The 15,849-nt window shown below is 52.2% G+C and carries 8 protein-coding genes and 1 pseudogene; 5 read left to right on the top strand and 4 right to left on the bottom strand.

The features are described 5' to 3' along the window. The first annotated feature begins 48 nt into the window (after window positions 1-48). Together mgtA and IGW04_RS22895 are read left to right on the top strand one after the other, a co-directional pair. Window positions 49-2,643, top strand: a complete 2,595-nt coding sequence (gene mgtA / locus IGW04_RS22900; RefSeq protein WP_194715418.1) for a magnesium-translocating P-type ATPase — start codon at window positions 49-51, stop codon at window positions 2,641-2,643. A 424-nt stretch (window positions 2,644-3,067) separates the two neighbouring features. After that, window positions 3,068-3,184, top strand: a pseudogene (locus tag IGW04_RS22895) (transposase); the annotation flags it as partial. 394 nt (window positions 3,185-3,578) lie between these two features. On the opposite strand, the gene IGW04_RS22890 reads toward IGW04_RS22895, so the two are convergent. Beyond that, the gene (locus IGW04_RS22890) at window positions 3,579-6,977 is read right to left on the bottom strand and encodes an EAL domain-containing protein (protein ID WP_194715417.1); all 3,399 of its coding nucleotides are present in this window, start codon (window positions 6,975-6,977) and stop codon (window positions 3,579-3,581) included. 1,191 nt (window positions 6,978-8,168) lie between these two features. Between IGW04_RS22890 and IGW04_RS22885 the strand changes: the two genes are divergently transcribed. The 3 genes from IGW04_RS22885 to IGW04_RS22875 all read left to right on the top strand — a co-directional run bounded on the left by IGW04_RS22885 (window position 8,169) and on the right by IGW04_RS22875 (window position 12,200). Next, window positions 8,169-9,326 carry a GGDEF domain-containing protein gene (locus tag IGW04_RS22885; protein ID WP_194715416.1) on the top strand — a complete coding sequence of 386 codons (1,158 nt, stop codon included), beginning with the start codon at window positions 8,169-8,171 and terminating at the stop codon, window positions 9,324-9,326. 483 nt (window positions 9,327-9,809) lie between these two features. Continuing rightward, on the top strand, window positions 9,810-10,610 hold the full coding sequence (locus IGW04_RS22880; RefSeq protein ID WP_194715427.1) for an alpha/beta fold hydrolase: 801 nt from the start codon (window positions 9,810-9,812) through the stop codon (window positions 10,608-10,610). A gap of 3 nt (window positions 10,611-10,613) precedes the next feature. Next, window positions 10,614-12,200, top strand: coding sequence for a hybrid sensor histidine kinase/response regulator (locus IGW04_RS22875; RefSeq protein ID WP_194715415.1), 1,587 nt, complete (start codon window positions 10,614-10,616; stop codon window positions 12,198-12,200). A gap of 492 nt (window positions 12,201-12,692) precedes the next feature. On the opposite strand, the gene IGW04_RS22870 is transcribed toward IGW04_RS22875, so the two are convergent. The 3 genes from IGW04_RS22870 to IGW04_RS22860 all read right to left on the bottom strand — a co-directional run bounded on the left by IGW04_RS22870 (window position 12,693) and on the right by IGW04_RS22860 (window position 15,684). Then, the gene (locus IGW04_RS22870) at window positions 12,693-13,394 is read right to left on the bottom strand and encodes a PEP-CTERM sorting domain-containing protein (protein ID WP_194715414.1); all 702 of its coding nucleotides are present in this window, start codon (window positions 13,392-13,394) and stop codon (window positions 12,693-12,695) included. A 228-nt stretch (window positions 13,395-13,622) separates the two neighbouring features. Then, entirely contained in the window at window positions 13,623-14,276 is a 654-nt protein-coding gene (locus tag IGW04_RS22865; protein WP_194715413.1) for a response regulator, read from the bottom strand. Next, window positions 14,269-15,684 (bottom strand): sensor histidine kinase, encoded by a 1,416-nt coding sequence (locus IGW04_RS22860; RefSeq protein WP_194715412.1) that lies wholly within the window; start codon window positions 15,682-15,684, stop codon window positions 14,269-14,271. Before IGW04_RS22860 ends, IGW04_RS22865 begins: the two co-directional genes overlap by 8 nt. Window positions 15,685-15,849 lie beyond the last annotated feature (165 nt).

Here is a 15,849-nt window from a genome sequence, read left to right as displayed (position 1 = left end):
ATTGCGACAGTAGTCGGGCTTTCACACGCTGTCAGGAAAGGAGATCCGATGCCTGCGCCCGCCGTTGAAAAGGATGCCGCATTCTGGCAACAGCCCCTCGCGCTGCTGATGACCCGCCTGGATGCCAGTGCGGATGGACTCGGCACTGCCGCGGCGGCCTCGCGTCTGGCACGGTTCGGCCCCAACGCCGTCCATGGTGAACGCAGGACTGGCCTGGCGCTTCAGTTCCTGGCCAAATTCCGCAATCCCCTGGTCATCATCCTGCTGGTCGCCAGCGGACTGTCCGCCTTCACCGGGGATGTTGCCAGCTTCTTCATCATCGCGACCATCGTGTTCCTCAGCGTCAGCCTTGATTTCGTCCAGGAATACCAGGCCGGGCAGGCGGCAGACCGGCTGCGCCAGTCGGTAGCGGTGCATGCAAGGGTGCTCAGGGATGGCAGGCAAGTCGACGTGCCGATTGCGGACCTGGTGCCCGGCGATGTCGCGCTGCTGGCAGCGGGCGATCTGATTCCCTGCGACGGCCGGATCCTCGAAGCAAGGGATTTCTTCGTCGACCAGGCCATGCTTACCGGCGAGCCCTATCCGGTAGAGAAGACGCCCGCCGATGTGCCGCCGGAGACGACCATCCTTTCCGCCAGCAATACCGTACTGCTCGGCACGTCGGTCGTCAGCGGCATGGCAAAGGTGCTGATGTGCCGCACCGGCGGCGATACAGCCCTCGGCGAAATCGCCGACACGCTGCTGGCAAAGGCGCCGCCCACGGCGTTCGAGCAGGGCACCCGGCGTTTCGGCATCCTGATCATGCGCATGACGATCCTGCTGGTGCTGTTTGTCCTTCTGGTGAATGCCTTCTTCCATCGTCCCTGGCTGGAGTCTTTCCTGTTCGCCGTGGCGCTGGCCGTGGGCCTGACGCCCGAGCTGCTGCCGATGGTGGTCTCGGTCACCCTGGCGCGTGGCGCGCTGCGCATGGCCGCCAGCAAGGTGATCGTCAAGCGCCTGGCCGCCATCCACAACCTCGGCAGCATGGATGTTCTGTGCACCGACAAGACCGGCACCCTGACCGAGGCGCGCATTCATCTGGAACGGCATGTGGACCCGCTTGGCCACGACAGCCGGCATGTGCTGGAACTGGCCTATCTCAACAGCTTTTTCGAAACCGGGCTGAAGAGCCCGCTGGACGACGCCATCCTTGAGCACGCGGAAATCGACGCGAAGGGCTGGCGCAAGATCGACGAGGTGCCATTCGATTTCGAGCGGCGCCGGGTCTCCGTCCTGCTCGACGACGGCACGTCCCGCCTGCTGATCGTCAAGGGCGCGCCGGAAGACATCCTTCGCCTGTCGGTCAGCTGCGACCTCGATGATGCATGCGGCCCGCGCCCCATGGATGATGCAACGCGCGCGGCGATCCAGGCCCAGTTCGAAGCGCTTGGCAGGGAAGGCTTCCGGGTGCTCGGCGTTGCGACCCGTCCGGTGGACAGGCATCATCCCCATGCGGTGGTGAGTGACGAAACCGAACTGGTGTTCGCGGGCTTTGCCGCCTTTCTCGATCCGCCCAAGCAAAGCGCCGGGGCGGCGCTGGCGAGGCTTGCCGCCGATCATGTCGCCATCAAGGTCATTACCGGCGACAACGAACTGGTCACGCGGCATATCTGCGCCCAGCTTGGCCTTCCGGTGACCGGGGTGCTGACCGGCGCCGATATCGCGCACATGGACGACATGGCGCTGGCTGCACGCGTGGAGCGGACCACGCTTTTCTGCCGGGTGGTGCCGGCGCAGAAAAGCCGCATCATTGTGGCGCTGCAGCGCAAGGGACATGTGGTGGGCTACCTTGGCGACGGCATCAACGACGCGCCCTCGCTGCACTCGGCCGACGTCGGCATTTCCGTCGAGAGCGCGGTGGACGTGGCAAAAGCCGCTGCCGACATGATTTTGCTGGAGCAGGACCTGGGTGTGCTCCATGCCGGCGTGCTGGAAGGGCGCCGCACCTTCGGCAACACCATGAAGTACATCATGATGGGAACCAGTTCCAACTTCGGCAACATGTTCAGCATGGCCGGGGCATCGCTGTTCCTTCCCTTTCTTCCGATGCTGCCGATACAGATCCTGCTCAACAATCTCCTCTATGACCTGTCCGAGCTTCCGATTCCGCTGGATCGCGTGGATGAGGACTACCTCAGCTATCCACAGCGCTGGGACATGGACTTCATACGCAATTTCATGCTGGTCTTCGGTCCCGTCAGTTCCTTCTTCGACTTTCTGACCTTCGGCATCATGCTGAAAATCTTCCATGCGCAAGCACCGCTGTTTCACACGGGCTGGTTCATCGAGTCCATCGCCACCCAGGTGCTGGTGATCTTCATCATCCGCACCCGCAAGAATCCGTTTTCCAGCCATCCCCATCCATGGCTGCTTGCCTGTGCGCTGCTGACGGTGACAGTGGCCGCGCTGTTGCCGTTCACGCCCGCGGGTGCGCAGCTTGGTTTCGTCGCGCCGCCGCCGTCCTTCTTCGTGATCCTTGCGGGGGTACTGCTCTGCTACCTGTTCATTGCGGAGTGGACCAAGCAATGGTTCTACCGCCGCTTTTATCCGCATGCTGCATCGCAGGCGCAGGCGCAGGCCCAGGAGCGGTTGACACGGGCATAGCCGCTTCCGGCGGCGCAGGACATGACCGGTGCCCGATGATCAACGACTCAAGCGCTGTCGCATGTCTTGCCCGGCTTGCTGAATCGTGGCGTTCCTCGGCGTCGGCACGGTGCTCGACCCGAAGCGTTGTGTGATCTTTGGATGCCTGCGGCCAAGACCGATTCTCGCAACCCATTGATTTCAGTCCGCCGTGGATTCTCCTTGCAAACCTTGAAATCTCGGTGAATGCCACGCAGGCGGTTAACGGCAATCCAATCCTGTTGTGAAGTCCGGGATTCTGGCTTGCAGATCAGCATGCCAGGCATGCGCCGCTCGCGAAATGGATATCTGCGAGGGAAGCCGTCTTCAAGGAAGATATGCGGACTTAAATGCACCTCATTACACATAAATCTCTCCCGGGCGTGGCCAGGAGTCCAGGGAGCGCTTGCGGCGCTACCGTTGGGTAGTAGAACGGACCATTGGCTGGCTGCATCGGTATCGCCGACTGCGCATCCGCTACGAACGCCGTGCCGAGATTCATTTGGCCTTCTTCTGCTTGGCGAAACGCCTCTTCCTGCGTCTTGGGAAATCGCTATGGACTCCGGTAACGGGGAATCCCTGCTACACGGTCCAGGCCTTAATCGAAAAACCGTTTCAGCCATTGGGTACTGCACGAGGCTTGACGGGCAAGGCAAGAGCCGTTTCAACGGCACTCTTGCCGTCCTTGATATGCGTTAGTGCCAGGTATCGCAGTCATCGTCGCCCGCTTGGTTACTGACGCGCCGGCAGATCGAAATTGCACTCATGCAATTGCAGCCAGACTTCCTGAGTCAACATGCCCGCTTACTGGCGAGGACACCGTTTTAGTCAGACATTCAGCGTCACTACCTGTCCGTTAAACTCGGGATTGACATGAATCGATTGACATGAATCGTTCATCCTAATTATTTCCGTATTTAAACGTTAGTACTCATCAATAATTTTTCAAAAACATTAAGTGGAAGCGCCTCTGACATCAAGTATCCCTGGGCATAATCGCATTTGTGCGAGATTAACCAATCCCGTTGCTGCTCCGTTTCTACACCTTCAGCAACTATCTTGAGGCCAAGTTTGTGCCCCATTGCAATGATTGTCTCGACTATTATGGTATTCGTGGGATCTTTTAACAGGCCATGCACAAAGGATTGATCTAATTTCAAGAAGTCCACATCCAGTTTGGTCAAATATCCCATCGACGAGTATCCAGTTCCAAAGTCATCAATTGATAACAACGCGCCACTGTCATGTAGCTGACGAAGGTTTCCTGACACTACATCGGTTTTATTGATCAAAACGCTTTCTGTGATCTCGATCACAAGGCTATTTGAAGGAATGCCACTCTCGTGAATTCTATTTACCCACGCCGCCGTATGGCCCTTTTTAAGGAACTGTTTTGGCGACTTGTTGATACCGAGCTGTATTTCGATACCCAGATGCTTATGCCATTTTTGAATGAGAGCGAGAGCTGTGTCGAATGCCCAGTCTCCGACCTCATGAATCATTTCCGTTTCCTCAACTAAGCCAATGAACTCGCCAGGGAGAACAACGCCGCGTGTTGGGTGGTTCCATCGTAAAAGCGCTTCAGCCTTATTGATTCGTCCCGTAATCAGGTCAACAACCGGTTGAAAGTATAAAACGAACTGGTTACTAGCCAACGCCTCGCGGAGTTCGCTGGAGAGCTTCAGGCGACGCATTGCTTCAACATGCATCGAATGTTCAAAGAAGGATATTTGATTTTTCCCATTTTTCTTTGAAAGGTACATTGCTTGGTCTGCATTGCGCATGAGATCGTCTGGATTTTTTGCATCGCTTGGATAAGCGGTGATGCCAATGCTGCAGGTGAGTTTAATTTGCTCAAATTCCGTATTGTAGGGCTGACTAATTTCGTGCAAGATCTTGGCTGCTACCTGCTCGGTATGGCCATTCATATCCTCAATTAGTATGACAGTGAATTCATCCCCGCCTAAGCGGGCAGCCGTATCAATTACTTTTATCGAACGCTGTATCCGCAATGCCACCTCTTTTAGCAACCTATCGCCTGCACTGTGCCCGAGCAAGTCATTAACCTGCTTAAAATTATCCAAATCAAGAAACAAGACATAAAGAATATGACCGTCCTGTTCTCTGCGACGCATTTCTTGCGCTAAGCGATCACGAAATAGCCGTCGATTTGGTAATTCAGTGAGCGCATCGTAATTCGCCTCGCGATCCAACTTTTCATTGTACGCAAGGATCATTTTCTCGCCACGTTTTCGAGCTGTAATTTCTGTTAATAAAATAGAAACATACCTATTCGAGTCATCAACCCTGGCTGCGTACACATCAAACCAGCGCCCCATTGCCTTTGATTCGTGCTCGAATCTTATTGCCGTTCCAGTTCTCGCAACATTGCTGTATGTATCTATCCAGAATTGCTCAATATCAGGGACTAATGATCGGAATGTCTTTCCATCTACATTATACAAACCAGTTAAATTCTCAAAGGCGGGGTTGCTTTCGATATAGAGGCAGTCGGATGGGCGATTTTCTACGTCGTATAAGACTTCTATGATACATAAGCCTTGATCCATCATGCGAAACAGGCGATGGTATCTTTCCCGAGAAACTTGTAAATTCGTTTCAGCTTCGCGTTCCCGACTGATGTCGAGTAAAACGCCAGAAACCCGTAAAGGTTCTTTCTTTTCGTTGTAGTCTGTATGGCCTCGGGCCAATACTGTGCGGCTGTGACCTCCCGGGATGCTTACGCGGTAAAAAGTTTCGAAAGGCTGTCCAGTTTCGATACTCCTCTTCACTATATCCTTCACCCGTTCCATATCCTCTGGGTGTATGGACTGATAGAGCATTTCCCCTGTCCACATATTCACATCAGACACGGAAAGGGAAAGCAGATGCCGCAAATTGGTATCGCCGTACACCCGGTTCGCATTGATATCGAACGTCCAGGTGGCAACTTCTGCTGCCGCAAGAGTGGCGTTCAAGCGTGCTTGAACGTTGCGGAAGGCATTTTCGGCTTGCTTTTTCTCCTCGGCATGACGATATCTGTCAAGAATGAGAGCAATTGTATTGACTAGGGATGCTATGGCACCCCTGTCATTTTCGCTGGAGTGATATGGTGATTTGTAATATACCGCGAAAGTGCCAAGCAAATTTTCTTCCGCTGATATGATCGGCATTGTCCAGCACGAGTTCAATCCACATTTACGGGCCAGCTCTTTTAACTCATCATTCAATGAACTTGCCCCGATATCCTCGATGAATACTGACTTGCGTAAGAAAGCGGCTTTCCCGCACGCCTCGGCCGAGGCGCTTACCGGAATTTCATTGACAGCCTGTTGAAAAATTGTTGGCAACGAGGGTGAGGCTGCATGGTGGAGAAACTTTGCATCCATATCCGCCGTCAAGATACAAGCGTAAGAAACACTTCCGAAATAATCCTCAACCGCGTAACATAACGGATCAAGAATTTCAGATAGTGTTGCACCCGCAACCATTCGTTCAAAAGCCTTCTTTTGCCCTCGATCGATTGCCTCGGCTCGCTTGCGATCGGTAATATCCTGTACTACACCAAGCCAGCGCGACGGTTTGCCTTTCTCAGCATGAGCTATTCCCATTGATCCAATCCAATGGACGCTACCATTCGGCCATATGACGCGGTACTCATCGCGTAGAACTTGGTGGTTTTCAATTGCTCGCCCAATCTTTTCCTGAACTTCGGAGCGGTCATCCGGATGTACCGATTTGATAAATTGATCAAACGTCCAGTTAGGAACGGGTTGATCGAATCCGAAGCACTTGTCATGCTGGCCGGAGCATGTGGCCACTCCTGTAGCCATATCGAGATTCCATTCTCCTATCTTCCCGGCTTGCATCATCAGGTCACGACGCTTGTTGTTTTCTTCCAATTGTTCGCGCGTCTGTTGCAATTCGGTAATATCATTTGACACAGCCAACAATGAATTAAAGTTGCCTTTTTCGTCACGCAGCGGCGTAACATGCACCAGCCACCATTTCGGCGTCCCTTTTGGCGTTGGACAAAAGCCAAAAAACTGACCACACTCGCCCTTGCGAGCAGCGGCCACGGAATCCAGAAGCACGTCATGCGAATCAGTAGGCCACAATGAAACCCATGGCTTGCCTTGTATCTTTTCGAAGTCTTCCACCTCCAAGATACGGCGCCCGTTTTCATTCATGCTGATGAGATTTCCGGCTAAATCGAGTATCTTCAAGCAGTTCGGACTGTTATTGAAGATAAGTTTCCCTAACTCACCGAGTTCCGAACCATTTGAAACTACCTTGAGGAATGATTGAGCTTTCATCGTATGCAACCAAATGTCGATGTGTGAATGTGACAGATCTGCCGTCGGCTGTCACCAGCTTTCGAGATGCGGGGAGGCAACTTAATGTCATCCCATCGCACGGCTAGGTACCTGGGCCTTTGCCTTGTGCTAGTGGCAGGAAGCACAGCAAGCACTACTGCAAAATCGGGGCAGGCCTCGGGAGCGGAAAAGCCAAGTCCTCTGTCTGCCGATGTGATGTCGCTGGCCGCGCCTGCTTCGCTCAGCGCGGGCATGGTTGATACCGCTATGCCGTCCCATGCGAAGCCTGCAATCCTGCTTCGCCAAGCCGCGCCGACCGCACTGGCGATACTGGTGGAAATTTTTTATTGGGAAGCACGGACTCAAGCTTCATTTCCCTACTTAACAAATTAACATTAAAGCGGCTGTCGAATTAATGTATGGCATGGCCTTAGGGGGCGAACCGTCCCTTTCTATTTGACTCCGTCAGACGTTCAATCGCTTATGTAAGAGAAGAGCCTCATGTGGATTTCTGGGGGCTGCCCTTTGCCCTTACGTAAAATTGCTTTAAGTACGGGCCAATAGCTCTCAATCGGCGGGTAAGCCAGCGGCTAACTCGGCAGGTAACGCCATCGGACGCCAGTGGCTTTAATGGCTTTTTGGATGTCGCTGACGCTGCCAATGCTGAGGTCGGCCATCCACAAGATATCTTCGCTTGCCAGCGTCAGCATTAGCACCTGCTCGACAATACGCCCGAAATAACATGGCCGTGTCAGTGGCGCCTTTGACTGTCACGATGGCTTCGAGCCGGATTCTGTACGAGAATACATGCGTTGGAACGTCGTGCCGCTTTTCAAGATAGGCAACTGGCTTGTGGCGCCCGGAGGCACGGGTACCGTCACTGTGCTTGAAGCGTTTAGTTCCGCTGCGCACTAATTTGGTTTTGGTCCAGATTCATGAGAATGACGCGTGTCTATTTCGTTAAGGCTCTGGAGAAAAGATTTTTCACAATGTGGCTGTTATTAGACTGTCAAAATATTGAACTAAAAAAGTTTCCATTTAAAAATCTATGATCTGACTTTCGGGAGTTGCACGATGCTTGACATGAGAGATCCCTTTATGGACTTTGTATAGCAGCATAGATGATATAATTTTTATAACTATAAAATTTCATTCCTTATGGCGGTTCAGAGACTCGACCCGGGTACATTGATGTTTGCTACAGCGGTGCTGGGATTCCTAACGGCCGGGTTTTCGTTTACTACAGTTAAAGCACTCTCAGGCGCAGGCAAGGGTATTGAAGAATGGGGCTGCGCAATGTTGACGCTAGGCGGCGCCTTCCTCCTATGGTTTCTCACCCCTGCAAACTCTGCACTATTTTTTCTCGGCAATGTGCTGGTTGTATTTACTGGCTTGTTCCTGCTGCGTGCCTTCTTTCGACTTACCGGCGAACCATTTACCCTCGCAGGCAGCATCATCATCTTTTTACTGGGTACGTCCGGAATTGCCGCAACGTACTACTTTGGCGCTCCCCGTAGTGTTGCAGTTGTTACTATTGCGGCGTCCCACCTTACCATGGTGATCGCGTCAAGCTGGAGGCTTCTTCGAAGCTCGGAGAGCCTGCACAGTACTTACCGTAGGGTAATTGTTGTCGTGCTGCTCTTACTTGGTGGGGCTACTTCCGCCCGGATATGGATCGTATTGTTTGGCCAGGGCGCGGCCATGGTGTCTCCCGTGGCGTCGAGTGGCGCCCAGATACTGACGACATCTACAGCCGCTTTACTCATTGTCGCAGGCAGTCTTGGTTATTTTGGTATCGTTGGCGAGCAGCAACGGCAACGGCTTTTGGAAAATTCAAGACGCGATGCGCTAACCGGGCTTTACACGCGAGGTGCTTTTTTTGAAATGGCAGAAAAATTGCTCGCTGGAAGAAACAGCCCATATTCTGTTCTGATGATCGATCTCGACAATTTCAAGAACATTAACGATACCTATGGTCATGTTGCAGGAGATGAAGTCATACGCCAAGCGGCAGGCGTGATTCTCCATTCAATCCGCGACGGGGATCTGGCAGGCCGCTATGGTGGAGAAGAGCTCTGTGTTCTTTTGCCAAAATGTGGCAATGAGGCAGCGAATATTATTGCCGAGCGCATAGTCCATGGAGCTGCGGAGCAGGTTATTCATCTTTTAAATGGCCAAAGCATTGTGTACACAATTTCGCTTGGTTTTAATACCTATGAGCCGACTGAAAGCCACACATTGGCACCACCAAAGCTGGAAGAATTATTGAGCAGTGCAGATGCTGCTCTTTATAATGCAAAGAAACTCGGCAAAAACAGGGTTCATGCAGCCAGTAATTGTCTTGAGTGAGTTCAACTAAATCGTTTGCTGAATCGTGCATTAGACAATACTTAGTTGAAGCGAATATAGACGCTGAGGAACACTTTTACCGTCAGCTTGGCTGTCAAGCAGCGACAGCCTGACTCAGGTCAACCATCCTCTTAAAAAGCCGGGGCGGTTCAGTTCGGTAATGCGAGGCATTGCAATGGCGCGAGATCAGCTTTCCTGCCTTCACGCCATTACCGTTCAGGGTGCGACTGGCATTTCCGGATCCATGTCTGTGGCCCGTTTTTCCGTACAAAAATAGCCAACCAAGTGCTTCAGGAGCGCAGTGCCCATATGAAAGCCGAAGAGCCTAAAGGGCTGCTCATTATTCCGTATGCGTTGTCCAAAATTCGAACTGTTCCTCATTTTCGATCAATCGCGAAATGCGGCGAAATGTTAGGCTGTGGCCGCAGTAAGTCTTTGAAAATTATGGTTTTTCAGTTAAACATACTAATGGTGGAGAACCCAATGTCGGTCAAGCATCGCAACAACGTGCAAATTCGGGGCGACGGACCCGTTACGATGGTCTTTGCACACGGATTTGGTTGCGACCAGAGCATGTGGCGCTACCTTGCCCCGTCCTTTGAAGAAGGGTTCAGGATTGTTACTTTTGATCTGGTCGGAAGCGGCGGCTCAGACCTGAAGGCTTACGATCGATTAAAGTACGGCACCTTGCATGGTTATGCTGACGATGTGCTTGAAATCATCAATGAATTTTCTTCGGGCCCCGCGATTTTCGTAGGCCATTCGGTAAGTTCGATGATTGGCTTGCTCGCCACGGTCAAGGCCCCAGACCGTTTCATTGCCCAGATCATGGTCAGTCCATCGCCGTGCTACATCAATGACGGGGACTATGTCGGCGGCTTCACTCGCCCGGAGATCGATGAGATTCTCGAAACCATGGAAAGCAATTATTTGGGTTGGTCAAGCAACATTGCCCCAGTCATCATGGGCGCTCCGCAGCAACCGGAACTGAGTACGGAACTGACCAACAGCTTTTGCCGTAATGATCCCGGTATTGCCGAGCACTTTGCTCAGGTAACGTTCTTATCCGATCATCGCTCCGATCTCCCGAAGTCCATTACACCGGCCCTGATTCTCCAATGTAGCGACGACGTCATCGCGCCACGCGAGGTCGGAGAGTTCATGCACAGGCAAATGCCTAAAAGCGTCTTGCGCATCATAAAAAATGTGGGACATTGTCCACATATGAGCGCCGCGAGCGACAGCTTCGATGCCATTCATGGATTTTTGCAGACCGTACGGTAGCCCGTGGAAAAGAAAGAGGGGGCTCCCCCTTACAACATTCTGTTCGAGCATGCTGCTTGCGGCTTGGCCGTAGCCAATGCGGATGGCGTACTCCTGCATATCAATTTCACTCTATCGCGCTGGCTAGGTTATGAACCCGCGGATCTGGTCGGCAAACCCAGGATACAGGATCTGTTTAGCGTGGGGGCCCGCGTATTTCATCAAACCCATTGTGTACCTTTATTACAGGTGCAAGGCTCAGTTGCAGAGGTGCAGATCGAGATGGTCCACCAGGACCGCAACCGTATTCCGGTGCTGATGAACGTAGTGCGACGCAGGCATGATGAAACGGTCCTGGATGAGTTCGCGTTCTTTGTCGCAAATGATCGTCGTTCCTATGAGCGAGAGTTGTTATCCGCACGTAAACGTGCCGAAAATGAGCTGACTGCGCGTTTAACTGCGGAACACAAGTTGCGCGAAATGAATGAGCAGCTCAAGCTGGCTGACCGGCGCAAGGATGAGTTTCTTGCTACGCTGGCGCACGAATTACGCAATCCATTAGCGCCGATGCGCAATGTGCTGGAAATTTTCAAGCTCCAGGCTGGCAATGAGTCAACCCGATCCTGGGCACTAAGCGTGCTTGATCGCCAGTTACATCAGCTCACGCATCTTGTCGATGATTTGATGGATGTTGCCCGCATTACGCAGGGACGGATGGAGTTGAGGCGGCAGGCGGTTGACCTCCGTACCATTCTCGTCGTGGCGTCAGAAGACGTGCGTGGCATGATGGGAGCCGCATCGCACAAATTTGACGTGGATTTGCCGGAAGAAGCAATGATGGCCGATGTCGACCCGACACGAATCACACAGGTCATCGTCAACTTGCTGACCAATGCAGCGAAATATACACCGCAAGGTGGCCGGATCATACTCCGGGCAAAGCATGAGAAAGCTGAAGCTGTCGTGTCGGTGTCCGATACGGGAATTGGAATTCCAGAGGAGTCGCTTGCCACGGTATTTGACATGTTTTCTCAGTTGTCGCCCGCTCTGGAGCGTTCCCAGGGTGGCTTGGGGATCGGCCTGGCACTGGTACGTGGCTTGGTGCATCTCCACGATGGATCCGTCAGTGTCGCAAGTCAAGGAGCGGGAAAGGGAAGTGAATTTACTGTTCGGCTTCCTCTTACTGAAGCCACAACACAAGCAGTCGCTTCGAAAGTCTCTGAAGCAACTGCACAGGCATTTCGCATCCTGGTCATAGACGACAACATCGACGCTGCCCAAAGCATGACCATGGCATTGGAGCTGCTTGGCTACGAAGCGCAAACAGCACACGATGGACATATCGGCTTGCAGTCGGCAGAACGGTTTCAGCCCGATGTCATCCTGCTCGATATCGGCCTTCCTGACCTGAATGGCTACGAAGTGGCTCGACGCATCCGTTCTTCCCGATTCGGGAAAGATATGTTTCTCATTGCAGCAACGGGTTGGGGACAGGAAGCAGACAAGCAACTTGCTTTGGATGCCGGCTTCGATTGTCACTTGACCAAGCCTGTTGACTTTAACAAGCTGCAAGAGGTTCTTGTGCAGCGCCTCGGGGAGAGCCGCCGTTGATATACCAGTTTTTTACAGGCGGGAAAATAAAACTGTTCAGTGGAGCAGCGCAGCAAGATAGCAGGTGGCAATCGGGAGTTATAAAACCCAATCCATAATGTCCCAGATGAAACCGATGGATTTTTTCCTCCGGCAAGACGGCAGAGGCGTCAATAGCAAGCTATTGACGACGATCCCAACGCAGCCAGGCGGAAAAAGACGCGGTTTCATGGTACGTTATGGCTTGGGTTTGGTATTACTGAGGAGGGGCCGGTAACCATGGCATTGCCGGAGCTGGAATTCAACCAGGATGTGGCGGCCCATGCAACGCCGGCGCCGTCTCAGGGCACTGTATTCCATGTGCGCAAAGTCATGTATCGTGGTCGCCGTTGTCTCGTTGACTGATAGCATGCAACAAATCGAGACTTTATTCCGGCAATTGCACCCGGCCAGCGTATTGTCCCGATTTGCCAAGAGGTCATTTCCTTACCTACCCAGCACGGCCGATCGTTTTTACCCTTGATATCGGGTATTCGATCGGCGCCGCATCAATAGAAATCCTAGGGCGCCAAGACTGAACAAGGCAATAGTGCTTGGCTCGGGCACCGATGCTACGGTAACTCGCACATTTGAATTGTCGGGTGCGAAATCGCTGATCTGGTTGTCATTTCCTGCGCCGGTGCGCGGCCATAAATTCCATGTATAGCTGCTTGGCGCCAAGCCGAGACTGGGTGCCAAATTGGCAGGAAAACTGACGGTTAATATATCGCCGCTAATTGTTGTCGCGTTCGCTGGTAGAGTGGTGGCTGTCCCCGCAATCAGGTCACGCACTGTCGCCACGCCATTGCCTGCAACAGCAAGGACTTCATCAAACAGGACGCCTGGCGCAATTACTGGAAAGCGCGCAGTTCCTGCGCCTCGATTCAGTCCGAGAACGTAAAGTGATCCAGTGGTGAGCCCTACCGGACCAGCGAGTCGAGCATTGAAAACAAACTGCAAGCCCTCAAGCGTCACTTCCGAACTCACCACGTCCAGATCGGCATTACGCGGCCCGGCGAACGATGGGATGAAATCGCCTACTGGATCGACAAATGGCACGGCAAATGCGGCATTTCCTGCCAATAGTGCGGTCGAAACGATAGTAGTGCCTGACAGCGCACGCAGTAGACGGCGAGTTCTATGCTTCATTGGTTCGACATTAATTAACTTTGCCATAATCATTCCTTTCAATAGAAGAAGACAGCCGTTGCTCGTTAACCATTTAAAAAATGTACAAGTTCCGCGCTTTCCTGAAAGCAAACATTGACTTGGCAGATATCATCTGACCGTAAGTTGCAACTGTCTTATCGTTATACCCATCGCCAGTCGAGTGGCTACCGCAATAAGATCGGCACCAAATCGACAAGCTATCAAGAACAGAAACAGATTTCATTTTGAAACCGTTTATTTGCCCTTATTGACTGATTGCCTGGATGACGAGGCGAGCAAGGCTGCCTCGACCCGACTACGTACTTGCAATTTTTGCAAAATATTTGTGACGGAGCGTTTGATCGTTTTTTCGGCCAGGGAAAGCGATTCCCCGATTTCTCGATTTTTCATGCCTGAGCCAATCATGGACAGGATCTGGCACTCCCTCGCAGTAAGCTTTTGGAGTGGATCGGTGCTCGGCTGCTGCTTCATGGAAAGCAGCATATGTGCCGCTAGCGACGGTGAAACGTATGCGTCGCCATTAGCCACTGTCCGAACGACCTGTGCCAATTCTTGACTCGAGACACCTTTGAGGACATAGGCTTTTGCCCCCGACTTGAATGCTTCCAGCAAAGCGTCCTTATCTTCGGAGCTAGTCAGGATGACGATGGCGGTCGCGGGACATTCAGCTGCGATTTTTTCGGTAGTAACCAGACCGCTCCAGCCAGGCATGCTTATATCCAGCAAGACCACATCCGGCAATTGGTCCTGGACCATTGCCAATGCTCCTGCGCCCGAGTCAGCTTCACCAATTACGGCAATGTCATCGGTCAGCTGTAAGGCATTCACCACCCCTTGCCTGAACAGCGGATGGTCGTCCACTACCACGATGCGAATCTTCTCAGGCATGATCATCTCCAGGCACAACCAGCGGCAAATCTACGCAGATGGCGGTTCCATCCCCCGGTGAACTGTCCAGCTTGAAATTGCCACCGAGCACCTCGATTCGCTCTCGCATTCCCTTTATACCAAGATGCCCCTGCTCGGGAATGGCATTAATATCAAAACCTTGGCCGCCATCAGTAATGTCGACGTGCACACGACTTTCCTCGTACCGGACAAAAACCTTTTGATTGATGCCATTGGCATGCCGATATCCGTTGGATAGAGACTCTTGCAAAATACGATAGAGCGTAATTTTCACCGGCAATGATGCCTCACGTTCTTCTTCGGGCAGAGTGAGGTCAACCGAAACGTTTACCTTGGCCTGGTAATCATTAATTGCCCGCGCGATAATTTGATTAGTTCCCAGTGAACTGAGATTAGGCAATTGCAATCCGGCTGAAATAGACCGCAGCTCGGACAATGCCGACTGCAGCAGCATCAAGACCGTCGGCGATTCCTGCGCATTTTTTTGTTCGATATTCTTTCTTTTCGGGCAATCCTCACAGGTATCACACAGGGTCTTCACATTCATCAGTGCAAGACCTAAATCCTGAGCGGGTCCATCATGCAAATCTGCTGAAATACGATGCAAGAAATCTTCGTTGAGCGTTGTTACCCGCGCTGCAGCCTGGCTCACCTTTTCACGGAGATGAACGTTTTGATCGTTCAATGCCGTAACCAGGGCCAGTTGCGCCTTGAGATCTTCGCGTTGGGAATCAATCACGTTGCTACCATTTCGCACTATCTTAAAAAGAAGGAGGTAGGCTAATCCGAATACGGCAGCAACAATCAGCCAACTCTGCGTTTCGGCCATTTTTGCTTCGCGATCTAATTCTTCGGTCGCAAGAAAAAATTCGGCCACTGCTAAAATGTCTTCTGTTTCATCGCGACGAATCGGTACGTACGATTCGATCAGAGTGCTCCAATTTTTTAAATCCTTTTCGAAGACATCATCCGAAGGCCGCTTTATTATGGAGGAAATGTTTCCTGCGTACGCTGCCTCCAGGCCTTCGTCAACCGTTAAAACCTTGCCGATCAGGTTTTTGTCCTGACTGTAAATTATCTTTCCATCCGCACCCCAAAGGTAAAGTGCATTTACCTTTTTCTTCAGTGACGTTTCGACCAGCAATGAGTCGAGCGCGTGGATGCTTCCAAGCGTCAACTCGTTCCTTCCAGGAAAAAATTCTATACGCTTGGAAATATACTCATCTACATATATTGCCGTTTCACTTCCCAGTCGATGCGCGATCCCTATCTTTACCTGGTTGCTGATCCATAGGCCGATCAATAATGTGCAAAATCCAATTACCGGAAAGCTTGCAATTAAGAATTGCGTCGACAAGCGCAATTGATTGAATTTTATAAATCGCATGTCGGCATATCCAGATTAGAAGATTTTTTTTAAATGGAGGCGGTTTCAAGAGTGAAGTGCAACGGCTGTTAATGAAGTGACGTATCGGGTTGATGAGCACTCGCCAGAGTGGCGGCATAGACCTGTAATGGCGTGAGCCAGTTATGCGTTGCGCGTGGGCGCGTA

This window comes from Noviherbaspirillum soli, from assembly GCF_015352955.1.
In the GTDB taxonomy this organism is placed as follows: domain Bacteria; phylum Pseudomonadota; class Gammaproteobacteria; order Burkholderiales; family Burkholderiaceae_D; genus Noviherbaspirillum_A; species Noviherbaspirillum_A soli.
The sequence above is the reverse complement of the archived record's forward strand: the minus strand, read 5'-3'. Positions and strand labels throughout refer to the sequence as shown.

Bases quoted from the DNA above. Each gene is read 5' to 3' on its own strand.
- mgtA (WP_194715418.1), top strand. From the start codon at position 49: ATGCCTGCGCCCGCCGTTGAAAAGGATGCCGCATTCTGGCAACAGCCC.
- IGW04_RS22890 (WP_194715417.1), bottom strand. From the start codon at position 6,977: ATGAAAGCTCAATCATTCCTCAAGGTAGTTTCAAATGGTTCGGAACTC.
- IGW04_RS22885 (WP_194715416.1), top strand. From the start codon at position 8,169: ATGTTTGCTACAGCGGTGCTGGGATTCCTAACGGCCGGGTTTTCGTTT.
- IGW04_RS22880 (WP_194715427.1), top strand. From the start codon at position 9,810: ATGTCGGTCAAGCATCGCAACAACGTGCAAATTCGGGGCGACGGACCC.
- IGW04_RS22870 (WP_194715414.1), bottom strand. From the start codon at position 13,394: ATGGCAAAGTTAATTAATGTCGAACCAATGAAGCATAGAACTCGCCGT.
- IGW04_RS22865 (WP_194715413.1), bottom strand. From the start codon at position 14,276: ATGCCTGAGAAGATTCGCATCGTGGTAGTGGACGACCATCCGCTGTTC.
- IGW04_RS22860 (WP_194715412.1), bottom strand. From the start codon at position 15,684: ATGCGATTTATAAAATTCAATCAATTGCGCTTGTCGACGCAATTCTTA.